The organism is Streptomyces virginiae (assembly GCF_000720455.1).
Lineage (GTDB): Bacteria > Actinomycetota > Actinomycetes > Streptomycetales > Streptomycetaceae > Streptomyces > Streptomyces virginiae.
Genome location: NZ_JOAK01000018.1, coordinates 113,023 through 139,091, shown reverse-complemented (window position 1 = coordinate 139,091; position 26,069 = coordinate 113,023). Strand labels below are relative to the sequence as shown.

At 73.7% G+C, this 26,069-nt stretch carries 24 protein-coding genes, 1 pseudogene and 1 riboswitch; of the genes and pseudogenes, 12 read left to right on the top strand and 13 right to left on the bottom strand.

The window, feature by feature from the left end; genetic code table 11:
* The first annotated feature begins 39 nt into the window (after positions 1-39).
* On the top strand, positions 40-1,191 hold the full coding sequence (locus IG86_RS0125365; RefSeq protein ID WP_078906027.1) for an MBL fold metallo-hydrolase: 1,152 nt from the start codon (positions 40-42) through the stop codon (positions 1,189-1,191).
* Here IG86_RS0125365 and IG86_RS0125360 read toward each other — a convergent pair.
* The gene (locus IG86_RS0125360; protein WP_030899936.1) at positions 1,188-1,646 is read right to left on the bottom strand and encodes a winged helix DNA-binding protein; all 459 of its coding nucleotides are present in this window, start codon (positions 1,644-1,646) and stop codon (positions 1,188-1,190) included. The genes IG86_RS0125365 and IG86_RS0125360 overlap by 4 nt on opposite strands.
* Positions 1,647-1,881: 235 nt before the next feature.
* Between IG86_RS0125360 and IG86_RS0125355 the strand changes: the two genes are divergently transcribed.
* Positions 1,882-2,826 (top strand): virginiamycin B lyase family protein, encoded by a 945-nt coding sequence (locus IG86_RS0125355; protein ID WP_167751166.1) that lies wholly within the window; start codon positions 1,882-1,884, stop codon positions 2,824-2,826.
* 16 nt (positions 2,827-2,842) lie between these two features.
* On the opposite strand, the gene IG86_RS0125350 is transcribed toward IG86_RS0125355, so the two are convergent.
* Entirely contained in the window at positions 2,843-3,439 is a 597-nt protein-coding gene (locus IG86_RS0125350; RefSeq protein ID WP_030899931.1) for a VTT domain-containing protein, read from the bottom strand.
* 62 nt (positions 3,440-3,501) lie between these two features.
* Positions 3,502-4,278 carry an MBL fold metallo-hydrolase gene (locus IG86_RS0125345; protein ID WP_030899928.1) on the bottom strand — a complete coding sequence of 259 codons (777 nt, stop codon included), beginning with the start codon at positions 4,276-4,278 and terminating at the stop codon, positions 3,502-3,504.
* A 140-nt stretch (positions 4,279-4,418) separates the two neighbouring features.
* Between IG86_RS0125345 and IG86_RS0125340 the strand changes: the two genes are divergently transcribed.
* The 6 genes from IG86_RS0125340 to IG86_RS0125315 all read left to right on the top strand — a co-directional run bounded on the left by IG86_RS0125340 (position 4,419) and on the right by IG86_RS0125315 (position 12,014).
* A complete protein-coding gene (locus tag IG86_RS0125340) occupies positions 4,419-4,823 on the top strand; it encodes a hypothetical protein (RefSeq protein ID WP_030825535.1) in 405 nt (134 codons plus the stop codon).
* Between the two features lie 111 nt (positions 4,824-4,934).
* Positions 4,935-7,100, top strand: a complete 2,166-nt coding sequence (locus IG86_RS0125335) for a phage holin family protein (protein ID WP_078906026.1) — start codon at positions 4,935-4,937, stop codon at positions 7,098-7,100.
* 75 nt (positions 7,101-7,175) lie between these two features.
* Positions 7,176-8,549, top strand: a complete 1,374-nt coding sequence (locus IG86_RS0125330) for an amino acid permease (protein WP_030899923.1) — start codon at positions 7,176-7,178, stop codon at positions 8,547-8,549.
* Positions 8,550-8,603: 54 nt separating this feature from the next.
* A complete protein-coding gene (locus IG86_RS0125325) occupies positions 8,604-9,038 on the top strand; it encodes an SRPBCC family protein (protein ID WP_030825545.1) in 435 nt (144 codons plus the stop codon).
* 100 nt (positions 9,039-9,138) lie between these two features.
* Complete coding sequence (locus IG86_RS0125320; RefSeq protein WP_030825548.1) at positions 9,139-10,200, top strand: ATP-binding protein; 1,062 nt, start codon at positions 9,139-9,141, stop codon at positions 10,198-10,200.
* The gene (locus tag IG86_RS0125315; RefSeq protein WP_030899918.1) at positions 10,197-12,014 is read left to right on the top strand and encodes a vWA domain-containing protein; all 1,818 of its coding nucleotides are present in this window, start codon (positions 10,197-10,199) and stop codon (positions 12,012-12,014) included. Before IG86_RS0125320 ends, IG86_RS0125315 begins: the two co-directional genes overlap by 4 nt.
* A gap of 59 nt (positions 12,015-12,073) precedes the next feature.
* Here the strand turns inward: IG86_RS0125315 and IG86_RS39045 are convergent.
* Positions 12,074-13,595, bottom strand: a pseudogene (locus IG86_RS39045) (RNA polymerase sigma factor).
* A 215-nt stretch (positions 13,596-13,810) separates the two neighbouring features.
* The gene (locus tag IG86_RS0125305) at positions 13,811-14,572 is read right to left on the bottom strand and encodes a methyltransferase domain-containing protein (protein WP_030899914.1); all 762 of its coding nucleotides are present in this window, start codon (positions 14,570-14,572) and stop codon (positions 13,811-13,813) included.
* 57 nt (positions 14,573-14,629) lie between these two features.
* Positions 14,630-14,728, top strand: a riboswitch (ZMP/ZTP riboswitch).
* A 72-nt stretch (positions 14,729-14,800) separates the two neighbouring features.
* On the opposite strand from IG86_RS0125305, the gene IG86_RS0125300 reads away from it, so the two are divergent.
* The gene (locus tag IG86_RS0125300) at positions 14,801-15,646 is read left to right on the top strand and encodes a bifunctional 5,10-methylenetetrahydrofolate dehydrogenase/5,10-methenyltetrahydrofolate cyclohydrolase (protein WP_030825557.1); all 846 of its coding nucleotides are present in this window, start codon (positions 14,801-14,803) and stop codon (positions 15,644-15,646) included.
* 89 nt (positions 15,647-15,735) lie between these two features.
* Here the strand turns inward: IG86_RS0125300 and IG86_RS42420 are convergent, their stop codons facing one another.
* From IG86_RS42420 to IG86_RS0125280, 4 genes are read right to left on the bottom strand one after another with little or no spacing between them, the layout of a single operon-like run.
* A complete protein-coding gene (locus tag IG86_RS42420; protein WP_037943007.1) occupies positions 15,736-16,944 on the bottom strand; it encodes an MAB_1171c family putative transporter in 1,209 nt (402 codons plus the stop codon).
* Positions 16,941-18,455: an NAD(P)/FAD-dependent oxidoreductase gene (locus IG86_RS0125290; protein ID WP_037943005.1), complete on the bottom strand. Its 1,515-nt coding sequence runs from the start codon at positions 18,453-18,455 to the stop codon at positions 16,941-16,943. The genes IG86_RS42420 and IG86_RS0125290 overlap by 4 nt, the downstream gene beginning before the upstream one ends.
* Before the next feature lie 16 nt (positions 18,456-18,471).
* Entirely contained in the window at positions 18,472-19,107 is a 636-nt protein-coding gene (locus IG86_RS0125285) for a toxin-antitoxin system, toxin component (RefSeq protein ID WP_157854882.1), read from the bottom strand.
* Complete coding sequence (locus tag IG86_RS0125280) at positions 19,104-20,129, bottom strand: hypothetical protein (RefSeq protein WP_030899904.1); 1,026 nt, start codon at positions 20,127-20,129, stop codon at positions 19,104-19,106. The genes IG86_RS0125285 and IG86_RS0125280 overlap by 4 nt, the downstream gene beginning before the upstream one ends.
* A 258-nt stretch (positions 20,130-20,387) precedes the next feature.
* Between IG86_RS0125280 and IG86_RS0125275 the strand changes: the two genes are divergently transcribed.
* Positions 20,388-20,804: a hypothetical protein gene (locus IG86_RS0125275; RefSeq protein ID WP_030825572.1), complete on the top strand. Its 417-nt coding sequence runs from the start codon at positions 20,388-20,390 to the stop codon at positions 20,802-20,804.
* On the opposite strand, the gene IG86_RS0125270 is transcribed toward IG86_RS0125275, so the two are convergent.
* Complete coding sequence (locus tag IG86_RS0125270; RefSeq protein WP_030825576.1) at positions 20,790-21,584, bottom strand: helix-turn-helix domain-containing protein; 795 nt, start codon at positions 21,582-21,584, stop codon at positions 20,790-20,792. The two genes, IG86_RS0125275 and IG86_RS0125270, sit on opposite strands and share 15 nt — an antisense overlap.
* Positions 21,585-21,630: 46 nt before the next feature.
* Complete coding sequence (locus tag IG86_RS0125265; RefSeq protein WP_030899901.1) at positions 21,631-23,424, bottom strand: hydroxysqualene dehydroxylase; 1,794 nt, start codon at positions 23,422-23,424, stop codon at positions 21,631-21,633.
* A gap of 175 nt (positions 23,425-23,599) precedes the next feature.
* Between IG86_RS0125265 and IG86_RS0125260 the strand changes: the two genes are divergently transcribed.
* The gene (locus tag IG86_RS0125260) at positions 23,600-23,905 is read left to right on the top strand and encodes a 4a-hydroxytetrahydrobiopterin dehydratase (RefSeq protein WP_030825582.1); all 306 of its coding nucleotides are present in this window, start codon (positions 23,600-23,602) and stop codon (positions 23,903-23,905) included.
* Between the two features lie 29 nt (positions 23,906-23,934).
* The gene (locus IG86_RS0125255; RefSeq protein WP_030825585.1) at positions 23,935-24,669 is read left to right on the top strand and encodes a class I SAM-dependent methyltransferase; all 735 of its coding nucleotides are present in this window, start codon (positions 23,935-23,937) and stop codon (positions 24,667-24,669) included.
* A gap of 48 nt (positions 24,670-24,717) precedes the next feature.
* Here IG86_RS0125255 and IG86_RS0125250 read toward each other — a convergent pair whose 3' ends face one another.
* Together IG86_RS0125250 and IG86_RS0125245 are read right to left on the bottom strand one after the other, a co-directional pair.
* Positions 24,718-25,143: an RICIN domain-containing protein gene (locus IG86_RS0125250; protein WP_030825587.1), complete on the bottom strand. Its 426-nt coding sequence runs from the start codon at positions 25,141-25,143 to the stop codon at positions 24,718-24,720.
* A gap of 10 nt (positions 25,144-25,153) precedes the next feature.
* On the bottom strand, positions 25,154-26,002 hold the full coding sequence (locus IG86_RS0125245; protein WP_030899898.1) for an aldo/keto reductase: 849 nt from the start codon (positions 26,000-26,002) through the stop codon (positions 25,154-25,156).
* Between the last annotated feature and the right edge of the window lie 67 nt (positions 26,003-26,069).

Genomic DNA, 26,069 nt, shown 5'->3' with positions numbered 1-26,069 from the left:
CCGTCCCGACCCCTCGACCAAGGAGAACGGAGACTCTCGATGAGGGACCGGACGGACGCCGCCCCCGCACCCGCCCCGGCCGCCCCCTCCGCGGGGCCCGTACGCCCGGCCGCCACCCCGCGGGCCCCCCGCCCGTCCGCGCCGCGCCCCATCGGCGAACACCGCCGCTGGCCCCGCTCGTTCGCCGACCGGCTGACCACCCCGCTCCCCGGCGTCCGCGCCTTCGCCCGGCTCGCCCGCGAGGGCGCCTTCCGGCCCGGCCCCGAAGGGCTGCGCGGCATCCCGGACCTGCCGTACGAGCCGGGCCCGCTGCCCGGGGCGGGCCCCGGCACGGTGTCCGTCACCTGGGCCGGGCACGCCAGCTGGGTCGTACGGACCGGCGGACTGACCGTGCTGACCGACCCCGTCTGGTCCCGGCGGATCCTCGGCACCCCGGCCCGGATGACGCCCGTGGGAGTGCGCTGGGAGGACCTGCCGCCCGTGGACGCGGTCGTGATCAGCCACAACCACTACGACCACCTCGACGCCCCCACCCTCAGGCGGCTGCCCCGGGACACGGCCCTCTTCGTCCCGGCGGGCCTCGCGGGCTGGTTCCGCCGCCGCGGATTCACCCGGGTCACCGACCTCGACTGGTGGGAGGCGGCCGAACTGGGCGGCGTACGCTTCGAGTTCGTCCCCGCCCACCACTGGTCGAAGCGGTCCCTGACCGACACCTGCCGGTCCCTGTGGGGTGGCTGGATCCTCACCGACACCCTGAGCCCGGTCCCGAGGAAGGTCTACTTCGCCGGGGACACCGGCTACGGCCGGTGGTTCCGCGAGATCGGCCGCCGCCACCCCGGCATCGACCTCGCGCTCCTGCCCGTCGGCGCCTACGCCCCGCGCTGGTGGCTCGGCGACGTGCACGCCGACCCGGAGGAAGCCGTCCAGGCCTGTCTCGACCTCGGGGCCCGGCGGATGGCCCCCATGCACTGGGCCGCCTTCGTGCTCTCCGCCGAACCGGTCATGGAGCCCCTGCACCGCACCCTGGCCGCCTGGTCGCGTACGGGCCTGCCCCGGGAGGACCTCTGGGACCTCCCGGTCGGAGCCTCCCGCACCCTGCCCGACCCCCAGCCGGCCCAGAACCCCGGCCCCGGCCCGGAGCCCGACCCGGACCCGGACCCGGGCCCCGGTCCGGGTCCGGACACCCCCTAGTGGTGCCAGGCCCGACCGCCCGTGTTGTGGACGAAGCGCTGCAGCACCTTGAGGGTGATCAGGTACTCCTCGTCCGAGACGCCCTCGTGCCGCTCGTCCCACAGCTCCTTCTGGAGCGCCTCGGCGCGCCCGTAGAAATCCAGGCCCTCCGGAGTGAGCCCGAGGCGCCCCTCGGCGTCCTGCGTGATCCAGCCCCGTGCCACGGTCGTGTCGATCTCCTCCGCCAGGGCCTCGTCGCCCACGGAGAGGTAGCCGCGCAGGGTCCGCGTCACCTCCTCACGGGTCTTCACCTCCTCGGCCCGGGCCACCTGGGCCAGGACCCACCACTGGGGCTGGGTGGTGCCGATCCCGGCGAGCGCGCTCCGGGTCCGGTTGACGACCGCGTCGTAGGCGGCCCAGCTCCAGTAGCCGATGGGCTGCCGCAGCAAGCCGGCGTCGTCGTGCGAGTACTCCATGGCGATCAACTCCCCGTTGACGGTTCAGATGTCGTGCTGGTCCGCTCCGGGCAAGACCCTACGAACTCAACCGCACTTGAGGTCCAGCGTTCCGTGGCCCGCGACGGCGCGCATTGGAGTGGCCGGGTCCCGTGCCGTGGCGTGGCTCCCGCACCGGCGGGCGGGGGTTCCTAGGGTCGGCGGGGGTACGGCACCGGGCCGACCGTCCAGATCAGGTGGGTGAGTCGTGGAACGCATGACGGCCGAGTCGCGAACGATCGACCCCCCGGCCCCCGCGGGCCGCACCGCCGCCCGCCGGTGGACGCGCCGGCTGGCCGCCGCCGTCGGACTGCTGGTGCTGTGCGCGCTCCCCGTGGGGTCGGCGGGCGCCGCACAGCCGGGGGACGCGGGATCGCCCGCCGGCCGGCCGCTGTACGTGTCCGACTACGGCAACAACCGCGTGGTCGCCCTGCCCGCGGACGGCGGCGACCAAACCACCGTGCCCCTCGACGGCCTCGTGCGGCCGACGGGCATGGCCTGGGACGCCGCGGGCCGCCTCTACGTCTCCGACACCGGCAACAACAGGGTGCTCGTCCTGCCCCCGAACGGCGGGCAGCAGTCGGTCGTTCCCACCGTGGACCTGTCGCGCCCGCTGGGACTCGCCGTCGACGCCGCCGGGGACCTCTTCATCGCCGACAGCTTCAACGACCGGGTCGTGAAGGTCCCGGCGGACGGGAGCGGACAGACCACCGTCCCCACCACCGGCCTGCTGCACCCCTGGGGGCTGGCGACCGCGCCCGACGGGAGCCTGTACGTCTCCGACTTCGTCAACGACCGCGTCGTGAAGGTGGCCGCGGACGGGAGCGGCCAGAGCACCGTGGCGACGACCGGACTCTCCCAGCCGACCGGGCTGGCCCTGAACGCCGCCGGTGACCTCTACATCGCGGACAGCGGCAACAACCGGGTCGTGAAGGTGCCCGCGGGCGGCGGCCCGCAGAGCACCGTGCCCACCACCGGCCTGAACTCCCCGCTCGGCCTCGCGCTCGACGGGTCCGGCGGCCTGTACGTGGCCGACGGCTTCAACAACCGTGTCGTGCGGGTCCGGGAGAGCGGCGGCGGACAGGTCACGCTCGCCTTCACCGGCCTCAACACGCCGACGGGCCTCGCCTTCCCCCCGACCACCGCCCGACCGAAGGACTAGGAGGTGCCCGGGCGGATCAAGGCCCGCTCCGGGGGCGCAGGCGGCGCCAGGCCGCGGGGGCCGTGCTGATCAGCAGCGTCAGGCCGACCGCCAGGGCCACGCCCTTCCACGGCTCCGAGAACAGCGAACCGCCCAGGATGCCGATCAGGCAGTACGTGGCGGCCCAGGCCAGGCACGCGGGGCCGTCCCCGCGGCCGAACCGGCGCAGGGGCAGCTCCGCCAGCAGGCAGGCCAGCATCACCGGGATCCGGCCGGCCGGGACCAGGCGGGAGAGCACCAGCACCATGACCCCGTGCTCGTCCAGCTTGGTCTGCGCCTGCTCCAGCCGCTCGGGCGCGGCCCGGTCGCGCAGGGCCTCCAGCCACCGCGAGCCGCCCCGTGACCGCACCCCGCGCCGCCCGAGCCAGTACAGCGCCAGGTCCCCGGTGAAGGCCGCCAGCGCCGACACCGCGAACACCAGCAACACCCCGTACGGCGACTGGTGGTGGAACGCCACCACCGCCGCTGAACTCACCAGCGCCCCGGTGGGAATCACCGGCACCAGCGCGCCCAGCGCCACCAGCACGAACAACGCCGGGTAGCCCACCGCCTGCTGGGTGGTCTCCGGCGGCACCTGGCCGGTCCCCGCCGCCGAGGCCGCCGCGGCCAGTGCCGCCGCCGTGAGGTCGTGGAGCGTCACGGCAGCCGCACCCGCTCGCCGTGCGCCGGTACCCGTACGGTCACCTTCGGCGCCAGCCGCCGCGCGAGCCGCTCGAACTCCGCGCCCGGTGCGTGGAACTCGTGCGGCCGCACCGCGTCCATCCCCACCGGCCAGTACGTCCCGTAGTGGACCGGTACCGCCGCCGCCGGTGCCAGCCGGGCCAGCGCCTGCGCCGCCCGCCCGGGGTCCAGGTGCCCGGGCCCCAGGTACGGGCCCCAGCCGCCCACCGGCAGCAGGGCCACGTCCACCGGCCCCACCTCCTCGGCCATCGTGTCGAACAGCCCGGTGTCCCCGGCGAAGTAGGTCCGCGCCGCGCCCTGCACCACGTATCCGAGGGCCGGCGCGAGGCGCGGCCCGAACGGCAGCCGCCGCCCGTCGTGCCGGGCGCTGACCGCGCGGACCCGTACGCCCTCCCCGACGTCGCTCTCCTCGCCCGGCGCCGTCTCCGTCACCGCGAGCCCGCGCTGCCCGGCGAGCCGGGCCAGTCCCGGGACCGCCCGCCGCGCCCCGCGCGGCACCAGGAGCCGCGTCCCCGGCGCGAGCCGCGCCAGCGAGGGCAGGTGCAGATGGTCCGCGTGCAGGTGAGACACCAGCACCACGTCCGCCACCGCCGCCTCGGGCGGCGGGAGCGCCCCGCGGCGCCGCCGCAGGTGCGCGAGCCGCCGTGTGAACAGCGGGTCGGTCAGCACCCGCACCCCGGAATCCTCGACGGTGCACGCCGCATGGCCCCACCAGGTGATCTCCACCGGCACCAGGCCCTCCCTCCCTCGCCGTCCCAGCAGCCCGGACTGTTCCACCCATCATGCCGGGCCCGAGGCTCCCGCCACCGCTTCGGAACAGGAACCCGGCAGCCCCTCCTCTCGGGCGGCGGATCGGAGTAGGGTCCGGCGGCATGGAAGAGTTGCGCGTGGCCTCGATCGCCAGCCTGGCCCCGCTCGAGGACCTGGACGCCGACCCCTTCGCCGTGGACACCCGCGGCCAGTACGCCGTGTGCGCACGCTGGGCGGCCGACCGGGGCTACGTCGTGACCAAGCAGCTGCTCGTCTACGGGTTGCGCGCGGACCACTGCGGCTTCTGGTCCGACATCGACGCCGCCGGGGTCGATCTCTTCGTCGCCGCCAACCAGCGGGTGCTGGCCCGCGCCCTGAGCTGCGTCGAGGAGTTCACCGCCGAGTGCGAGCGGCGCGGCGTACGGCTGGAGACCGCCGGGGACGAAGAGCCCCGGTACACCTCCGAGATGAAGGCCGAGGTGCACCGGCGGCTGTCCATGCCGACCGCCGGCTACGACGGCACCTGACCGCCGCACCCACCCGGCCGCGGCCGCCCCGGATCCGCCCTTTCCCGTCGCCCGGCCGGGCCGCCGCCGCTGTGCGAGCCTGGAGGCGGAGACGACCCAGGGGGTGGCGCGGTGCGGCGACGAAGGTGGCGGACCACGGGCAACGCCCTGGTGCGGGTGCTCCTGGTCTGGGCGGTGTCGACCCTCACGATGCTGGCCCTGGCGGGGATCCTGCCGGACTTCAGGCTCCGGTCCGACGACCGCGACAGCGTCACGCAGATCGGCCTCACCGCGGCCTGGGGGGCCGGCGCCTTCGGTCTGCTGAGCGCCCTGGTCTGGCCCGTGGTCGTGCGGGCCCTGCTGCTCGTGCCGGCCCTCGTGCTCGGGCTGCTCGTCTTCTTCCTGAACGGCTCGCTCCTGCTGATCGCTCTCAGGCTGATTCCCGACGGGCGGGGCGAGGCGGCCCCCGAGACCGCGGTCGTCGTGGCCGCCGTGATGTCCGCGGTGGCCTCGGCGACCTCCACCGCGCTCGCGGTGCGCGACGACGAGGCGTACCGGCGCCGGCTCTACCGGCTCGCCGACCGCCGCCGTAGACGGCAGGGCCGCGGGGCCGCGCCCCGGAGCGGGGCGCCCGCGCCCGGGCTGGTGGTCATCCAGCTCGACGGGGTCGGGTACGAGGTGCTGCGCGGGGCCTGCAACAGCGCGCTGATGCCCACCGTCGCCGGCTGGCTGGAGCAGGGCCACCGCGTCATGCCGTGGCGCACGGACTGGTCCAGCCAGACCGGCGCCAGCCAGCTCGGCATCCTGCACGGCTCCACCTTCGACGTGCCCGCCTTCCGCTGGTACGAGAAGGAGACCGGCGAGGTGATGGTCTGCAACCGGCCCACCAGTGCCGCGGAGCTCCAGCGGCGGGCCGTCGAGCGCACCGGTGACGGCGGACTGCTCACCCTCGACGGGGCCAGCCGCGGCAACCTCTTCAGCGGCGGCGCGGACCAGCTGGCGCTCGTTCTCTCGGTCTCGGCGCGGCGGGGCCGGGCCAACCGGTCCCGCGCCGGCTACTTCGCGTACTTCTCCGATCCGGCCAACGCCGTGCGCACCGCCCTGTCCTTCGTCTCCGACGCCGTCCGGGAGATCGTCCAGTCCCTGCGGGCGCGGATCCGCGGCGACCGGCCCCGGGTGTCGCGCGGCGGGCTCTACCCGCTGATCCGGGCCTTCGCGACCGTGGTCGAACGGGACGTCGTCGTGGCGGCGGTGATCGGCGACATGCTCGCCGGGCGCGCCGTGGTCTATGCCGACCTCGTCGCCTACGACGAGGTCGCGCACCACTCGGGCCCGCGCGGCCGGGACACCGACCAGGTGCTGGAACGCCTCGACCGCAGCCTCGCGCTGATCGCCCGGGTCGCCGAGCACGCGCCGCGCCCGTACCGGATCGTGCTGCTGTCCGACCACGGCCAGAGCCCGGGGGAGACCTTCCTGGCGCGGTACGGGCTGACCCTCAAGGACCTGGTGCGGGCGGGCTGCGGACTGCCCGTCTCCCGCAAGGCCGGCCGTACCCGCAGTGGCGCCGAGGCCCGCGCCGCGGTCCTCGCGGCGCTGCACCGGCCGGTGGAGGAGGACGAGGAGGCCCGCCCGGGGCCGGGCTCCGACCCGGTGGTGCTGGCCTCGGGCAACCTCGCCCTGATCTCCTTCCCCGACGTCCCCGGCCGGGCCTCGCGGGCCCGCATCGAGCGCACGCACCCCGCGCTGCTGGCGACCCTGGCGAACCACCCGGGGGTGGGCTTCCTGCTGGTGGACGGGGTGGTGCTGGGTCCGGACGGGGCGCAGGCCCGGCTGGACGTGCCCGGCGAGGCCGAGGAGCTGCTCGCCGGCTTCGGCCCGAGCGCGGCGGAGGCCGTACGCCGGGCCGACGCCTTCCCGCACGTGGCCGACATCATGGTGAATTCGGCGTACGACCCGGACACGGGCGCGGTGCACGCCTTCGAGGAGCAGATCGGCTCGCACGGCGGCCTGGGCGGGGAGCAGGGGCGCCCCTTCCTGATGTGGCCCGCCGAGCTGTCGGATCCGGGGGCGGAGCCGGTCGGCGCGGAGGCGGTGCACGGCGTACTGCGGCGCTGGCTCAGGGAGGCGGACGGCCCGCAGGTACCGGTGGCACCGCCGGCGGGCACCTCGGCGGGGGAGGCCGCCGGGACGGCCGGCGAGCCGCCCCCGCGAGCGGTGCCGCAGAATTCCCGGCCGGACGGCCACATCAGCGGAATCCTTCCTTCCGAGGGGTCGCCCGCACGGGACGAAACCCGCTGATTTGGTACGACCCGCACGGTGGCCGACCATGTGTCGACCCGCCCACCATGTGAGACGACCCGAGGCGCACCACCGATGACCAGCACCGCAGCCCTGCCCGCCGAGGCCACCGCACCCCCCGAACAGGGCCGCGACCCCCATGCCCGACGCTTCGGCCTGCCCATCGCGACCTGCCTGGTCATGGGCAACATCATCGGCGGCGGGATCTTCCTCCTCCCGGCCTCGGTCGCCCCCTTCGGCACCATCAGCCTCGTCGCCTTCGCGGTTCTCACCCTCGGGGCCGTCGCCCTCGCGCTCGTCTTCGGCCGCCTCGCCCACCGGCACCCGCAGACCGGCGGCCCGTACGTCTACGCCCGCGCCGCCTTCGGCGACTTCGCCGGCTTCCTCGCCGCCTGGAGCTACTGGATAACCTCCTGGGTGTCGAACGCGGCCCTCGCCGTCGCCTCGGTCGGCTACCTCTGCGTCCTCTTCCCGGCCATCGGCGCGCACAAGTGGTCGATGTGCCTGGCGGCGCTGGCCATGCAGTGGCTCCCCGCGCTCGCCAACCTGGCCGGCACCCGCTACGTCGGGGCCGTCCAACTCGTCGCCACCGTACTGAAGTTCGCCCCGCTGATGCTGGTCGCCGTGGGCGGCCTGTTCTTCTTCGACCCCGCCAACCTCGGCCCGTTCCAGGCCACCGGCCAGAGCCCCGCCGGCGCGCTCTCCGCCTCCGCGGCGATCCTCCTCTTCAGCTACCTCGGCGTGGAGTCGGCCGCCGTCAGCGCCGGGGAGGTCCGCGACCCCGCCCGCAACGTCGGCCGGGCCACGATCCTCGGCACCGCCGGCGCGGCCGTCGTCTACCTGCTGGGCACCCTCTCCGTCTTCGGACTCGTCGCCCACGAGAAGCTGGTCACCTCCGAAGCCCCCTTCACCGACGCCGTCAACGCCATGTTCGGCGGCACCTGGGGCGGCACCCTCGTCGCCTGCGCCGCCGTCATCTCGATGGCCGGCGCCCTCAACGGCTGGACCCTGCTCAGCGCCCAGACCCCGTACGCCGCGGCCAAGGACGGGCTCTTCCCCCGAGCCTTCGAGACGAAGCGGCGCGGCGTCCCGGTGGTCGGCGTCGTCGTCACGACCTCGCTGGCCTCCGCCCTGACCGTCTACAACTACACGGCCGGCTCCGAGGGCGTCTTCGAGATCCTGGTCCTCGTCACCACCTTCACCGCGACCGTCCCCTACCTGCTCTCCACCGCCGCGCAGATCTACTTCCTGCTCTCCGGCCGGGGCGAGCGCGTCCACCGCGGGCGCCTGGCCCGTGACGGCGCCCTCGCCGTCCTCGCCTTCGCCTTCTCCATGTGGCTGGTGGCCGGCTCCGGATACGCCGCCGTCTACCAGGGCGTGCTCTTCCTCTTCGCGGGTGTCGCCGTCTACGCCGTGATGGCCGCGCGCAGGCAGCGGACAGCCGCCTGACCTGCGCGGTAGCGTGGAAGGACAGGGCCTTTCAGGGGGCATGAAAGGGTCGCCATGTCCGCGATCAGGGAAAGCATCGAAATCGACCGGAGTCCCGAAGAGGTCTTCGCCTACCTGTCGGACGCCTCCCACCTGCCGGAGTGGCAGAAGAGCGCCGTGTCCGTCCGGGGCGCCGACCACCCGGCCGTCGGATCGCTCATCGCCGTACGGCGGCGGATCGGCCGCCGAGAGTTCCCGACGACCATGGAAGTCACCGAGTACGACCCGCCCAGGACCTGGCACCTCCACGGCATCGACGGCCCCGTCCGCGGCGACGTCCGCGGCACCGTCGAGCCCCTGGGCGACGGGACGCGCACCCGCCTCACGCTGAGCCTCGACTTCGAGGGCCACGGCATCGGCAGGGTCCTCGTACCGCTCGTCGTGAAGCCGCACGCGCGCAAGGAGATGCCGCTGAACGAGGAGAAGCTCAAGCACCTCCTCGAAACCTGAACCGGGCGGGCGCCCGGGGAAAACCGGATGCCGGACGGTGTGCGGTGCGACCACACTGGCCGCACCACACACCGTCCCACCCCGAAGGACATCCGCACCCGTGCAGGCCGCCGTCACCGTCACCCCCGCCCAGATCCCCGAACTGCTGCTCGGCCTCGCCACCGTGCGGCCCGTTTTCCTCTGGGGGGCGCCCGGCATCGGGAAGTCCTCGCTCGTGCGGAAGTTCGCCGACTCCCTCGGCCTGGAGTGCGTCAGCCTCCTCGGCACGCAGCTCGCCCCCGAGGACCTGATCGGCGTACCGCAGATCCGCGACGGCCGCTCCGTCTTCTGCCCGCCCGAGGCCATCGCCCGCGACGAGCCGTACTGCCTCTTCCTCGACGAGCTCAACGCCGCGGGCCCGGACGTCCAGAAGGCCTTCTACTCGCTGATCCTCGACCGCCGGATCGGCTCCTACGAACTGCCCGCGGGCTCCATCGTGATCGGGGCCGGCAACCGCGCCACGGACAACGCGCTGGCCCGCCCCATCGCCTCCGCCCTGGTCAACCGCCTCACCCACGTCCACCTGCAGGCGTCCGCACAGGACTGGCTGGTGTGGGCCGGCGAACACGGCATCCACCCCTGGGTCACCGACTACCTCACCGACCGCCCCGACCACCTCTGGTCGCAGCCGCCCAAGACCGAGGAGCCCTTCTCCACCCCGCGCTCCTGGCACATGCTCTCCGACGCCCTGCACTCCTTCGGCGCGGAGCTGGACGAGCAGACCCTCAAGGTGGTCGCGCACGGCACCCTCACCCCCGCGCACGCCGTCTCCTTCTGCGGCTACGCCAAGATCGTCCGCCACACCTTCGGCATCGAGGCCATCCTGAAGGGCGACGCTTCCTGGCCGGCCCGGCTCCAGGACCGCGACCTGCTCTACTACCTCGCGGAGGCCTTCCGGGGCCGCCTGCTCAAGGAACTGCCCGCGCAGAAGGAGCACGTCTCACCCGCCCTGCGCCAGCACACCCACCGTTTCAAGTCGCTGCTCGTCCAGCTCGCCGAGATCTCCGTCGAGGTCGCCCAGACCGTCATCGCCGACGACGCCGACGGCCGGCCCGTACTGCCCGGCTGGTTCCTGATCGAGGCCGCCCGGGACATGCCGCGACTGGTCGAGGCACGCCGGTGAGCCGGAGCGGAAAGGCCCGCGCGAAGGCCGCCGCCACGCCCGACCCGGCCACCCAGGCCTTCGCCGAGGGCCTGGCCCTGGTCAAGCAGAACCCGGCCCTCGGCGCCCTCAACGGCAAGATCTGCCGCGAGGCCGGCTGCCCGCAGTCCCCGGAGGGCGGCCTGGCCACCATCACCTCCAACGGCGTCGTCCACGTCCACCCCACCCGGCGGGCCGAACCCCGCGAATGGGCCTGGACGATCGCCCACGCCCTGCTCCACCTCGGCTTCGGCCACGTCCCGGCCGCCAAGGACGAGGACCGGCCCCAGCCGGACCGCTTCGACCTCGCCGCCCGCTGCACGGTAGTCAACCGCTTCCTGCTGACCTTCCCGGTCGGCAGCGCCCCCGACCACCTGCCCGCCGCGTACCCCGGCGGCGACGAGGACGAGCTCGCCGCCCGCTGGCGCCGCGACGGCATCCCGCCCGCCCACGAGCACTGCGGCACCGCCGGCCGCCACCCCGACCAGGTCCTGGTCCCCTGGCGGAGCTGGGACACCACCGTCCCCGACTGGCAGACCGCCTTCGCCGCCGCCCTGACCCGCAGCGTCTCCGCCGCCATGGACGTGGCCGGCGGCCGCCGCGACCGGACCACCGGCGAACGCCTCGCCCAGGGCCCCTGGGACCGGGCCCTGAACTGGTTCGTGTCCTCCTACCCGCTGCTCGGCGGGCTCGCCGCCGGCCTGACCGTCGTCGCCGACGCCGAGCTGGCCCGCGCCCAGGGCATCTCCATCGCCGCCGTCAGCGCCACCGCCGGGGAGATCTACATCAACCCGCTGCGCACCTTCGACGACGACGAGTGGCGGTTCATCCTGGCCCACGAGATGCTGCACGCCGCCCTGCGCCACGGCGAGCGCCGCGGCCCCCGCGATCCGTTCCTGCACAACGTCGCCGCCGACTACGTCGTCAACGACTGGCTGGTGGAGATGCGGATCGGGAGCATGCCCGAAGGGCTGCTGCACGACCCGGCGCTGCGCGGGCTGTCCGTCGAGGAGGTGTACGACCGGATCGCCACCGACCTGCGCCGGATGCGGCGCCTGGCCACCCTGCGCGGCAGGGGCGCCGGGGACATCCTGGGCGAGCCGCTCGCCCACGGCGCGGGGCGCCCGTACACGGATCTCGACGAGTTCTACCGGCGCGGCCTCGTCCAGGGCTTCGACCTGCACGTGCGCGGCGGGCGCGGCCTGCTGCCCGCAGGGCTGGTCCAGGAGATCCGGGCCCTGGCCCACCCGCCGGTGCCGTGGGACGCCCGGCTCGCCCGCTGGTTCGACGAGTACGTGCCCAGGCCGCAGGCCGTACGGTCCTACGCCCGCCCGGCACGCCGTCAGGCCTCCACCCCGGACATCCCGCGCGCGGGCCGGTACTTCCCGCCCGAGGAGACAGCCCGCTGCACCTTCGGCGTGGTCCTCGACACCTCCGGGTCGATGAACGCCGCCCTGCTCGGCAAGGCGCTGGGCGCGATCGCCTCCTACGCCGAGGCCCGCGACGTACCGGCGGCGCGCGTGGTGTTCTGCGACGCGGCGCCGTACGACGCGGGCTACGTCCCGCCGACCGAGATCGCGGGCCGGGTACGGGTCCGCGGCCGCGGCGGCACCGTCCTCCAGCCGGGCGTCGACCTGCTCCAGCGGGCCGAGGACTTCCCGCCCGGAGCACCGCTGCTGGTGATCACGGACGGCTGGTGCGACACCCTCCGCATCCGCCGCGAACACGCCTTCCTGATCCCCCTGGGCGCCTGTCTCCCCTTCACCCCCCGCGGCCCGGTCTTCCGGCTGTCGTGAGACGCAGAACGCCCCCGGCCCGCTGGTGCGCGGGTCGGGGGCGTGCCGGACGGATCGGCTCAGTCGAGGTAGTCGCGCAGGACCTGCGAACGCGACGGGTGGCGCAGCTTCGACATGGTCTTGGACTCGATCTGGCGGATGCGCTCACGGGTGACCCCGTACACGCGGCCGATCTCGTCGAGGGTCTTCGGCTGGCCGTCGTTGAGGCCGTAGCGCATGGAGACCACGCCCGCCTCGCGCTCCGAGAGCGTGCCCAGGATCGACTGGAGCTGCTCCTGGAGGAACGTGAAGGAGACCGCGTCCGCGGGCACGACCGCCTCGGAGTCCTCGATGAGGTCACCGAACTCGCTGTCGCCCTCCTCACCCAGCGGGGTGTGCAGGGAGATCGGCTCGCGGCCGTACTTCTGGACCTCGATGACCTTCTCGGGGGTCATGTCGAGTTCCTTGCCCAGCTCCTCCGGGGTGGGCTCACGGCCCAGGTCCTGGAGCATCTGGCGCTGCACGCGGGCGAGCTTGTTGATGATCTCGACCATGTGCACGGGGATGCGGATCGTGCGCGACTGGTCGGCCATGGCACGCGTGATCGCCTGCCGGATCCACCAGGTCGCATACGTGGAGAAGGAAGAGCATGCCGCGGCCGGTGTAGCGCTTGGCGAGGGAGACCACGAGGCGGAGGTTGGCCTCCAGCAGGTGGTTCTTCGCGCGGCGGCCGTCCTCGACGAGGATCTCCAGCTCGCGCTTGAAGGCGGGCTTGTGGTCCTCCTCCTCTTCGAGCTTGTACTCGGAGAAGAGACCCGCCTCGATGCGCTTGGCGAGCTCGACCTCCTGCTCGGCGTTGAGGAGCGGCACCTTGCCGATGAGCTTGAGGTAGTCCTTGACGGGGTCGGCGGTGGCGCCGGCCACCATGACCGTCTGGGCCGGGGCGTCGTCCTCGTCGTCGTCGGACAGCACGAAGCCCTGGGCGCCGGCCTTGGGGGCCTCCTCCTCGGCCTCGTCGACGAGGTCCTCGGCCGCCCAGTCCTCGCCCTCGACGACCGGGGTCTCGCCCTCGTCGGAGTCCTTGGCGCTGGTCTTCTTCGCCGCGGCGGTCTTCTTCACGGCGGTCTTCTTGGCGGCGGTCTTCTTGACCGTGCGCTTCTTCGGCTCGGCGGCGGCCTCGGCCGGCGCCGCCTCCGCAGCCGCGGCGGCCGACGGAGCGGATATCGCCGAAGCCGTGGACGTGACCGTGGTGGCCGCGGCGGTGGCCGCGGTCTTGCGCGCACCGATGGGGCGGGGCGCGGCGGTGGCCTTCTTGGCCACGGTACGGGCGGGGGCGGCGGCAGCCTTGCGGGGCTTCTTCGCGGCAGCCTTGGTGGCGGGGGCCGCGCTGACGTGAAGGGCGACACCCTCCTCGTCGAGGACCTGGTTCAGGCTGCGCAGGACCCGCTTCCACTGGTCCACCGGGATGCGGCCGGCCTCGAAGGCCTGGCGCACGTCGTCACCGTTGATGTGACCCTGCTCGCGGCCGCGCTCGACGAGCGCTACCAGGGCCTCGGATTCGGCGATCTCCGGAGGGAACGTACGGGACGGGCTGAGCGACACAAGGAGCCTCTCGTTGCGAACAGATAAGGGGTGGGCGGGACATCATCGCGCGAACTCGGGAAACAGACCCGAGGGGGGTCTGTATTCCGGGCCGCGCGAGGACACCTGTCGGTTCATCGCATGCCCGAGTCGATTCGTTACGCGCTGAATTGAGTGACCTGCGCCACGCTGCGGCCGGGCAACCGGATCCGGCGTGGATCCGTCCGCCCTCCGCGTCAGCCCGTTTTGCGGGCTTCGATCAGAAAACGGGCGGTATGTGCGACGAACGGGCCGTCGCGCTCGATCCGCTCGTGCAGCTCGCGCAAGCGGTCCCGGTACTGCCCGACCGTGAAGCCCGGCACCATCCAGATCACCTTCCGTAGAAAATAGATCACAGCCCCGATGTCGTGGAACTCGGTGCGCAGCCGTTCGGAGCGCAGGTCGAGCACGTCGAGACCCGCCTTCGTGGCGTCCGCGACCGCGTCGTCGGGGTGCCGTGCGCGCCTGACCTCCTCCGGCTGGGGTCCGAGAAAGAATTCGACGAGTTCGAAGACGCTCGCCGGGCCGACCTGCTGCGAGAGGTACGTGCCGCCCGGCGCCAGCACCCGGGCGATCTCGTCCCACCAGATGGTCACCGGGTGCCGGCTGGTCACCAGCTCGAAGGCCTCGTCGCCGAAGGGCAGGGGCGGCTCGTCGGAATCCGCGACCACCACCGCGCCCAGCGGGTGCAGCAGTCTCGTGGCCCGCTCGACATTGGGCGGCCAGGACTCCGTGGCCACCGTCAGGCGCGGCAGGGGACCGGATCCGGCGAGGACCTCGCCGCCGCCGGTCTGGATGTCCAGGGCGGACCGGACCCGGGCCAGGCGCTCTGCCATCAGGCGCTGGTAGCCCCAGGAGGGACGCTGCTCGGTGGCGCGGCCGTCGAGCCAGGAGAAGTCCCAGCCGTCCACGGAGACGGACTCGGCCTCGGCGACAAGATGGTCGAAAGTACGCGTCATGCATTGATCGTCGCAGGTCGGGCGCCGGGCGACCACCGGTTTGGTCGACTACAGTGGTCGGCGGGCCGTGACTGGCGTTCGGGTGGATCACCACCGGGGAGCGGCCCGGCGTACCTCAGTCCCGTACGTCGACTGCCGCGCGCCTGGGCGAACCGCGATCCGCAGCGACGTTCAGGAGACCCCGTGACGACTGCCCAGACTGCCCCCGCCGCCGGTACCGCCCAGCTGATGGACGGCACCGCCCTCGCCCGCCGCATCTCGGAGCAGACCGCCGCCCTCGCGGCGAAGATCACCGAGCGCACCGGCACCGCGCCCTGCCTGGCGACCGTGCTGGTCGGCGAGGACCCCGCCTCCGTCACCTACGTCCGCATGAAGCAGAACCGCTGCGCCAAGGCGGGGATCACCTCCCGCCACGTGGAGCTGCCGGCCTCGACCACCACGCAGGAGCTGGTCGCGACGATCACGGCGCTCTCCGAGGACCCCCGGATCAGCGGCATCCTGCTCCAGCACCCCGTCCCGCACCACATCGACGAGCGCGCCGCCTTCGAGGCCATCGCCCCCGGCAAGGACGTCGACGGGGTCACCATGCACTCGTTCGCGGCCATGGGCTTCGGCCTGCCGGGCTTCGTCTCCTGTACCCCGGGCGGCATCATGCGCCTCCTCGCCGAGTACGACGTGGACCTGACCGGCAAGCACGCCGTGGTCGTCGGCCGCAGCGCGATCCTGGGCAAGCCGGCCGGGATGCTGCTGCTGGAGCAGAACGCCACCGTCACCTACTGCCACTCCCGCACCCGGGACCTCTCCTCGATCGTGCGCCAGGCGGACGTGCTGGTCGCCGCCGTCGGCAAGGCCGAGTTCATCCGGGGCGAGGACATCAAGCCGGGCGCGGTGGTCCTGGACGCCGGTTACAACGAGGGCAACGTCGGCGACGTCCACTTCGAGTCGGCGGCGGCCCGTGCCTCGCTGATCACGCCGGTTCCCGGCGGTGTCGGCCCGATGACCATCGCCGTCCTGCTGGAGCAGACCGTGCGGGCCGCCGCCGCGCAGGCGGGGCTGGACCTCGCGGCCCTCTGATCCGCCCGCCGATCCGGCTGCGCGCCGGTCGGCGCGCAGCCGCACCGCCCCGGACCCCGGTCCGGGACGGTGCGGCGTTTTTCCGGTACTCAGGCGACCAGGGGCTCCAGGCACGGGCCGGGCGTGCCGGCGGCGGCCGCGTCGCGGGCCGCGGCGACGACGGCGGACGTGCGGAACTCGTGGGCCAGCGCGGTCAGTGGGCGGCGGCCCAGGCGGTGCGGCTCCGGGACCGGGGCCGGCCCCGGGCCGGATCCGCGCGCGGCGGCGCCCTTGACGTGGCAGGCGGCGGCCACGACGGCGGCGTCCGCGACCGCGGCGGCCCGCGCCTCGTCCATGCCGCGGCTGCGGGCCGCCTCGTAGGCGGTGGCGTGCACCCGTGGGTCGAACCAGCCGGCCAGCGCCAGGATGCCGTCGTCGATGACGGACTCGCGGTGGATGAGCCGGATCCCCACCGGGGACCACCAGGCGAGCGGTACGGTCCGTCCCTGGGCCGCGGCGAACCCGCGCAGCGCCTTCCACAGCGGGCGCAGCCGCCGGTAGTCGCCGTAGGCGGTCCACGTCGCCGACCCGCCGATCAGCGGCACGACGAACCCGGCGCCCAGCAGCAGGGCGGAGGCCGAGGCCAGGGGCGGTGCCACGTCCGTGGACAGGACGACCCAGTCGCGGCCGGCCCAGCGGGCGACCACCGAGGCCCACTTGGCGGCCAGGTAGGCCAGGTCCAGCAGTCCCGCGAGGACGATCAGGGCCAGACCGGTGCGCAGCGGGCGCAGCGAGCGGTCGACGCGTGCGAACCACTTGGCGCACAGCCAGGTCAGCGCCGAGGTGCCCAGGGTGTGCGCCACCAGGAAGCAGACGATCATCTCGCGGATCCACGGCGTCGTGGCGTAGTACGTGTCCAGGTCCCGGAGGCGTTCCACCGGCGCGTCGCCGATCACGAACAGGGCGACGATCGCGGCGGTCGCCGCGGCGAACACGGCCGCGGTCAGCCGGGTGGCCCGGCGCACGGCAGCGGGCGGGCCGCCGCGCCACTGCAGGACCAGGACGACGCACAGTCCGGAGAAAACCGTGAGCAGGCCGAACACCAGCGGTGCGGAGAAGTTGACCACGCCGGTACGGCGGTTGACCGCGGCGATCGTCGGCGGCGACGCCAGGAAGGTGATGGGGGCGCCGACGACGAGCAGTGCGCACGCGGTCCGGTTCAGCGGCTGGTCCCAGTTCCGGCGCAGCTTCGGAGCTTTGATCAGCAGTGCCAGGACCATCAGGGAGCCGGGCAGGAGCAGGGTGATCTCGCGGCTCATCGGGCCTGTCCGACGGGGTCGGCAGGGCCGACCGGATCGCTCGCCGCACCGGTGGGGGCGGCTCCGGTCCCGGCCCCGGTGCCGGTGCTCCCGGCTCCGGTTCTCGTGCCGGGCGCCGGGTCCAGCCCGGCGACGGCCCGCTCCGCGGCGGTGAGGGGAGGCGCCTTCAGCGCGCCGCGGTCGGAGGCGCGCGCCACGTGCCAGACCACCGAAGGGCGCAGCCAGTGGGTGGGCTCGATGCTCATGGTGAGGACGTTGAACAGGGCGGCGGTGAGTGCCTCGTCGGTGGTGGCACCCGTCATCAGACGGTTGACGTAGCCGTTGAGCAGGCCGGTGCCCGCGCGCGGCTTCATCCCGGTGGCGCCCGGATAGAGGATGTCCTGCGACGTGGCGAGCTCCCAGGCGGTGGCGACCTGGGGGGCGATGACGCGCTGCGCCTCGCGGCCGATCCCCGGGTGGGCCAGCCCCTTCGCCCGCAGCAGGGTGCGGACGGCCAGGAGGCCCTGGGCGGCGACGGTCATGCCCTGCCCGTACAGCGGGTTGAAGGTGGCGACGGAGTCGCCGACGGCGAAGAAGCCGTCGGGCAGCTCTGCCTTCTCGAAGTAGATCCGGCGGTTGGCCGTGCCCTGGGTGACGGCGACGTCCGTCAGGGGCTTGCGGCCCTCCAGGAGCTCGCCGACGATCGGGTCGCGCACGGACTTGGCGAACGGGATGAACGCGTCGGGGTCGCCCGCCGGCTGGCCGCCGCGGGTGCCCGACAGGGTGGCCTGCCACTGGCCGTTCTCGATGGGCACGATCGTGGCGGTCTGTCCGGGCACGGGCACCCGGGGGTCGGACTGCACGTTGACGATGGGGAAGCCCATCTCGTGCGCGCCGGCCGGGGCCTCGAAGATCCGGGTCGCGTAGACGAGACCGGAGTCGACCTCGGCCTGCCGGATGCCGCTCACGCCGAGCGCCTGCAGCCACGTCCGGGCGCGCGATCCGCGGCCGCTGGCGTCGACCACCAGATCGGCCGTCACCAGCCGGTCCTGCTCCTCGGGGGTGTCGACGCGGACGCCGGTGACCCGGGCCGCCGTACCCTCCAGGCCCCGGACCCGGCTCTGCTGGAGGGTGGTGACCCCGGCGAGGCCGGTGACCCGGGCGCGGACCACCGAGTCGAGGAGGTCGCGGCTGCAGGAGATGTTGAACTGCTTCTCGCCGCAGCGCGGGATCCAGCCCTGAGCGGTCTTGGTCACCAGGTCGGTGGGCAGGCTGCGGCGGATCGCGCCGGCCTTCGTCCAGTCGTCGGTGATGCCGGGCAGGATCCGCTCGATGGCCCGGGCGCCGCCCGACCACAGGAGATGGGTGTGCCGGGCCTGCGGGAGTCCACGGCGAGGGGCCGGCCCCTCGGGCAGCGGGTCGGCGTCGATGACGGTGACCGTGGCGTGCTCGGCGAGGACAGCGGCCGCGAGGAGGCCGGCCAGACTGCCGCCTATGACGACGGCGTGGCGGGGCGGGGAGGACTGGTTCATCGTGGCGGGCTCTCTGTCAGGGCCGTGCTGAGGGCATCGGCGTGAGGGATGCTGCGACTGGCTGGTGCTGGTCACGGCGTGGCACGGGGCTTCCCCAGCCGAGTGAGGACTTGATGCGCTCGATCGCCTCGGGGAACTGCTGCTCCCGGGGCGACGGCAGGTGGGAACGCAGGATGTTGCCGAGGTGCAGGCCGAAGGTCTCGGCCCGGATTTCCGCCGGATCCCCCTGGTCGGCGCGGGCGGCGGCCTGCCGGACCACCGCGTCCAGCCCGGAGCCGGGGGCCAGCAGTTCGGCGAGGCTGCCGTGGCGTCCCGCCAGCCGGGCGGCCACGAGCATGCCCGGACCGACGCTGTCGCAGGTCCCCTCGTCCAGGTGCCACAGCTCGTGGCAGGCGATGACGAGCTGGTGCTCGGGCCGGGTGTGCTGCTCGACGACGATCAGGTCGACGTCGTCCAGCTCCAGCCACAGGCCGCTCGCGGTGTCGGGCGGGAACGAGGTGAAGTGGAAGTCCACCTTCCGCTCTGTGCCGCGCCGTTGGGCGTAGGCGGCGCACAGCGCCCCGATGATCTCCCCGACATCGGCCGGCGCCGTCAGGCGTGCGCCCTCCAGCAGTTCGGAGCCCAGCTTGCGCATGGCCCGTGTGGTCCTCATGGTGTTTCTCCCTCGGCGGCGGCGCCATCGGTCGGCGCCCCGCCCTTCGTGCCCGGAAGTCCGAGCTGCCCCTCGCGCGCGAGGAGGTCGTCCAAGTGGTCGGCCAGTGACTTCCACCCCTGGGGCGACAGCCGGCCGGCCCGCGTGACGATGCTCCGTACGTCATGCGCACGCAGCACGGCCAGCATCGGATTCTCCCGCTCCCGTTCGACGCACTCCAGTTCGCCCTCGATCAGCGCGAGTGCCGTGGCGAGCGCCTCGGTGTCGTCGGCGAGCAGGAAGCCGCCGTCGACGCCGTAGAAGCGCTGGATCCCGGCGGCCGCGGCGAGGTTGGGCATGCCCTCGCCCTGGGCAAGGCGGGTCAGCGACTGCCCCGACGCGTCGAAGGACTTGGCGATGGCCGTGAGCGAATGGGCCTGGCCGTCCTCCCGCGGCCTGGTGCGCCGCAGGTGCTCGAACCGCTGGTGCACCTGCTCCTTCAGGGGGAGCCGGGGCGGCCTGCCGTCCAGCGTCTGCCGGACCGCCTGGGGCGTGATGCCGGTCAGGTACGAGAGGTGCTCCAGGTCGTCCCGGCCGTCGGAGACGGTGGTCACGGACAGGGCGAGGGCGCGTTCCACCGCGCTCTTGCAGTCGGCCAGCAGGAAACCGGCGTAGACGCCGAAGAACCGCTGCACGCCCGCCGCGTGGCCCAGCCGCAGCAGCCCGGTGCCCGCGTTGAGGGGGCCGAGGGAGGCACCGGGGGCGTCGAAGTCGTGGGCGATGGCGGCGAGCGGCCATTCCCGCCCGTGCTTGTCGCGGCGGGTCGCGCGCAGCAGCCGGAACCGCTGGTGCACCCGCCGTTCCAGCGGCACTTCGGCAGCCGTGCCCGCCACCACCGGTGGGATGCGCCGGGGTTCGACCCCGGACAGGTGGCTCAGCCGCCCCACGGCCAGCACCTCGGCCGGGTCCTGGCCGCACCGCTCCGCGAGTGCCCCGACGCGCCGCCAGATCGCGGCGAGGTCGGGTCGGGCGGCGGCTCGCACCGGCTGATTCTCCATATGTCGACAAGGCGTTCGAGTGGATCGGGCTGCGTGAAGCCTAGCCCCCCACCCCCGGCAGAACCACGGGAACCCCAATGTTTCCTGCCGCCCACCTCAAAAACCGTTGGCATGACCTCAGAGGTAATCGACCCCCGGCGAGGGTGCCCGGCACAGTGGGGGCGTCGGGTTCCGGGGCCGCGCACTCGGTTCCGGGGCCCGGCTCCCACCTGGCCGTTCGACCTCGACGGAGGCTGATTCCCCATGTCCGCGACCCTGCTCGCCGGTTTCGCCCGTACCGCCGTCCCGCAGCTCGCGCTGCGTCGCTTCCTCGCCCTCGACGCCGTCGTCACCACCGGCAACGGCCTCGCCTACGTCGCCTTCTCCGCGCCCCTGGGACGGCTGCTCGGGGTCGGGCCCGGGCTGCTCCTGGCCCTCGGCGTCCTGCTGGTGCTGTACGGCTCGGCCGTCGGCCTGCTGGCCTCGCGCCGCCGGCCCCCGGTGCTCGCCGTGAAGGCCGTCGTCGAGACCAACTGCGCCTGGGCCGCGCTGAGCCTGGTCTCCCTCGTCGTGTGGTTCTCGCCGACCCTCGCCGGGACCGTGTGGATCCCGGCGCAGGCCCTCACCGTCGCCGGCTTCGCCCTCCTCCAGCAGCTCGCGCTGCGCTCAGTCGCCGAGTGAGCGCAGGTACTTCACCGTCGCCGGGTCGGCCGGGAGCATCGTCTCGATGGCCAGCTCGGCGACGGTCACGTCCATCGGGGTGTTGAAGGTCGCGATGGACGACACGAAGGACAGCAGGTGGCCGTCGTGCTCGATGACCAGCGGCAGCGCGATGTAGGGGACGGGCTCCTCCGGTGCGCCGTCGCCGGGGCGTTCGGCCACCGGATAGGAGGACACCTCCTCGTACAGCGCGCGCAGCGGCTCGGAGCGGGCCAGCGCGATCTGCCGCTCCATCTGGGCGAGCAGGTGCCCGCGCCACTCGCGGAGGTTGCGGATCCTCGGCGCCAGGCCCTCGGGGTGCAGGGTGATCCGCATCGCGTTCAGCGGCGGCGTCAGCAGGTGCTCCGGCAGGCCGTCCAGCAGCATCAGGATGCCCCGGTTGGCGGCGACGACGTCGTAGGTGGCGTCCACGACCAGGGCGGGATAGGGCTCGTACCCGGTCAGCAGCCGCTCGATGCCCTCGCGCAGCGTCTCCATCGACGGGTCGTCCAGCGCGGTCTGCGCGTAGTGCGGGGCGTAACCGGCCGCCAGCAGCAGGGCGTTGCGCTCCCGCACCGGGACGTCGAGGCGGTCGGCGAGCCTCAGCACCATCTCCTCGCTCGGCCGGGACCGCCCCGTCTCGATGAAGCTGATGTGCCGGGACGAGGAGTCGGCGCGGCCCGCCAGCTCCAGCTGGCTGATGCCGCGCCGCTCCCGCCATGTGCGGAGCAGGGCGCCGACCGTGGGCGTCGAGGTGGTCATGGCTCCGACGGTAGCCGAGCCCCCTGGGGCGGGCCCTGCGCCGCGGTCAGCCGACATCGAAGACGTTGCGCAGGCCGAGGCGGTGGCGCCACAGGTCGTGCCGCTTGGCGGACTCCATCTCCGGCGCCCGGTACAGGGGCCGTACGGTGCACCGCGGGGCCGTGGAACCGTCCCGGTCCAGGAGGCTGTTGACGGCCGCGCGGGCGGAGGCGTTTGCGCCCTCCATCGTCGCGAGGTCGATGTCGACGGCGACGTAGTCCCCGCTGAGGAAGAAGTTCGCGACGCGCGTGCCCGCGCTCGGCCGGTTGGCGAGGGTGCCGACCGGGTGGATCAGCAGCTCGTCCTGGTTGGTGGGGTTCGGGGTGCCGAGCCCGTCCACGCCGGGGTCCAGGAACCACGAGTGCAGCTTCGTGTCGGACAGCAGCGTCCTGCCGGTGTCGTTGAGGGAGGCCTTCAGCTGGGCCCACACCTCGCGCGCCACCTCGTCGCGGGTGCACTGCTTGGCCGTCCTGCCGTACAGGATCCCCGGCTTGTCCCACTCGGAGATGTCCACCGACAGGCAGTCGACCGCCGCCCCGTCCCCGTAGTCGGCGGGGAAGTCCCGCGCCGGCCAGTGCTCGGCCTGCTGGATCGCCGTCAACGACCACGGCGAATCGATGCAGTTGAGATGGCCGTGCACCAGCGGGGCCCGTTCGGTCAGATAGAACTGGATGCCGGTCATCCAGTCGGTCCGGAGCCTGTCGCAGCGCCCCAGCATCGGGTCGGCGGCGCGCAGCCCCGGGCTCCAGGTGCGCCGGGCGTGCTCGACGGGCAGCGCGCTGACGTAGTGGTCGGCGGTCACGGTCTGCCGGGCGCCGTCGGGGCCCTCGACCGCGACCCCGCTCACCCGGCCGCCGGCGTACTGCACCTCCCGTACGGTCCAGCCGATCCTGAACTCCACCCCGAGGGAGCGCAGATGGGCCTCCCACGGGTCGATCCACGCCTCGTTGGTCGGCAGGTTGAGGATCCGGTCCGGCGGGCCGTCCGCCCCGCGGCCCAGGAGGTTGAAGACGAAGGCCTCGCCGAGGGTGCCGACCGTGCGGGTGGAGGCCTCCTCCGCCTTGGTCGCCACGATGTTGCGGGTGACGCCGACGGCCAGGATGCGCTGGTACTCGTTCGACATCCGCGCGGCCCGGGTGAACTCCCACCACGGGACGTGCTCCCAGACCTCGGCCCGCCGCTCGTCGCAGCTGGTGAGGAAGACCAGCACGCGGTCGACGAAGTACGCCGTCTCGTGCGGAGGCAGCCTGACCAGGGTCTGCAGGATGCCCGACAGGGCGCGCCGTACCTCGTCGGGCGTGAGCGGGGCGGGGGAGTGGCCGGGCCAGGGGATGGGGCCGCGCAGGTCCTCGCGGCCCCCGGTGCGGGCGAACATCATCTCGGGCGGGGCCACCAGGTTGTCCCACACGCCGTTCGCGTTGCCGGCGAAGGGGATGCGCCGCATGGTGTCGGGCAGGTTGTGGTAGATGCCGGGGATGAAGCGGAAGCCGTGTTCCGCGGGAAGCGGCCTGCGGCCGCCGCGGGCGCTGCCCGGTACGTCCATGCTGCGGGCCTTGCCGCCGAGCGCCCGGCGCTCGTACACGGTGACGGCGTAGCCGCGCTCGGCGAGTTCGTGCGCCGCGGTCATCCCCGCCACCCCGCCTCCCAGTACGGCGACGCGCCGGCCGTTCGGCGCGGCCGGTGCCCCGGCGGGCGCGGCGGCCGCCGTCGGAGCCGCCAGGGCCGCCGCGGCCTGGGCCGACAGGGCCGCGGCGCCCGTGCCCGCGATGAACGTACGCCTGGAACTCCCGGTGCCGGCCATGGCGAATGCCCCTTCGTTACCGCTGGTAACAGTCACGTCCGGCGCAGGAGCCTAGGGGGCGGCCGCCGGGGGCGGAAGGTGCAGAAGTACCCGAGCGCACTATGGCGCGAAAGGTTCGCTCCGGCGTGCACTGTGGGAACCTTGACTACACGTCACGGGGAAAAGGAGCCGGTGCATGCCGAGTGAACCGCTGTCGCAGAAGGAGATCGAGGACCGGTTGCGGGAACTTCCCGGCTGGGCCTTCGAGGACGACCGGATCATCCGTACCTACCGCCTGGGCACGCATTTCGCCGCGAGCGCCCTGGTCGCCCACATCGCCTCCGTCCAGGAGGAGTTGAACCACCACTCCGATCTGACGCTCGGTTACAACACGGTGCGGCTCTCCGTGAACAGCCACGACGCCGGAGGCGTGGTGACGGAGAACGACTTCGCCCTCGCCGAGCGCGTCGAGTCCCTCGCCCCCGCCCACGGCGCGAGCTGATGACCACGCACATACCGACCGCGAAACCCCTGCTCGACTACGACGCCGAGGCCGAGGTCTACGACGCCTCCCGCGGCGGCACCCCGCGCGCCGAGGCCGCCGCGGCGGCCGTCCTCAGCCTCCTCCCGGCCGAGGTGGCCACCCTCCTCGACCTCGGCTGCGGCACGGGCATCGTCACCGCCCGGCTGGGACGCCCAGGACTGCGCGTCCTGGGCGCCGACGCCTCCCACGGCATGGCCGGCGCGGCGCTGCGCCGCGGCGTCCCCGTGGCCCTCGCCGACGCCGCCCGGCTGCCCGTGCGCTCGGGCTCGCTGGACGCGGTGAGCGCGGTGTGGCTGCTGCACCTGCTGCGGGAGCCGGGACTGGTGCCCGCGGTGATCGCCGAGGCCGCCCGGGTGCTGCGGCCCGGCGGGGTCCTCGTCACCACCGTGGACAAGGACTCCGCGCACGACGTCGGCAGCGACATCGACGCCGTGTTCGCCGCGCACCTGACCCCGACCCCCTCGGACGCCTCCGGAGAGGTCGAGGCCCACGCGTCCCGGGCGGGCCTGCGCCCCGGCGGCGAGGCCCGCTTCACCGGCCACGGCCAGGGCCGCACCCCGCGCGGCTCCGCCGAGGCGCTGCTCGCCGGGCGGTACGCCTCACGCATCGTCCCGCGCGGCATCACCGCACCGGAGCTGGCGGCCCGGCTGGAACTGCTGCCCGACCAGGACGCCCCGCGCCCGGAGCCGACGTACCGCCTGCGGAGCTTCGTCCGCACATGACCGCCCCGGGCGGGCCCGGCGCCACGGCCGGGCCCGCCGGGCCGGCCCCTACGCCGGTTCCAGCCGCCACCACTGCGACGGGGAGTCGGTGTCCTCGCCCTGCCGGACCCGGCCCTCCGCGTCGGCCTCCAGCAGCAGGCCGCTGATGCAGGCGATCAGGGACACCACCCCCGGATCGTCGAGGTGCTCCTCGACGATCCACTCCTGCGCGCCGAAGGCGTTGGCCCGCCACACCTGCACCCGGGCGCCGCTGTCCGTGGACGCGTTCGCCACGTCAAGGCGCCGTTCGTTGTCCTCGCTCACCACGTGGAAGATCCCGCCGCCGCTGTGCACCGGCGCGATCAGCCACCGGCGGGCGGCCGCCGGAGCGGGCGGCCCGTCCGGACCGACCCGCACCCGGGAGGCGCCCTCCAGCTGGAGCACCAGGGCGCTGGCCACGTTGCGGATCCGGTAGAGCCCTTCGGGAAGGTTCACCCGCCCGTCCTCACACGTCGAATTCGGCCGGGTCCGGGCCGATTCGGCGGGCCGCCGCGCCCGCGCCCAGGGCGTCCAGCGCGGCCGTCTCGGCGGCGTCCAGCTCGAAGCCGAAGACGTCCAGGTTCTCCCGGATGCGGGCGGGGGTCACCGACTTCGGGATCACGACGTTCCCGTGCTGGAGGTGCCAGCGCAGCACCACCTGCGCGGCGCTGCGGCCGTGCCCCTCGGCGATCGCGGTGACGGCCGGGAGCGTGAGCAGCTCCTTGCCCTGGCCCAGCGGCGACCAGGCCTCGGTGACGATCCCGCGCGCGGCGTGCTCGGCGCGCAGTGCGGCCTGCGGGTGCAGCGGGTGCAGCTCGACCTGGTTGACGGCCGGCACCAGGGAGCTCTCGGCGGCGATCCGGTCCAGGTCCTCGGTGCGGAAGTTCGACACGCCGACCGCCTTGGCGCGGCCGCTCGCCGCGATCTCCTCGAAGGTCTTCCAGATGGCGACGAAGTCGTCGCGCATCGGGCGCGGCCAGTGGATCAGGTACAGGTCCACGTGGTCGAGACCCAGCTTGGCGAGGGAGTCGTCGAAGGCGCGCAGCACCGCGTCGCGGCCCCACGTCTGCTTCGGACCGTTCCACAGCTTGGTGGTGACGAACAGTTCCTCGCGCGGCAGCCCGGAGGCGGCGATGGCCTTGCCCGTGCCCCGCTCGTTGCCGTAGATCGCGGCCGTGTCGATGCTGCGGTAACCGGCCTCCAGGGCCGTTCCCACGGCGCGCTCCGCCTCGGCGTCCGGCACCTGCCAGACGCCGTAGCCGAGCTGGGGCATGAGCGTGCCGTTGTTGAGCTTGATGGCCGGGACCTGGTTCACGTCGGGTCGTTCCCTCACGTCGGCGCGTTGGTGCGCGGTGGTACAGCGTCGTACGAGGGGCGACAAC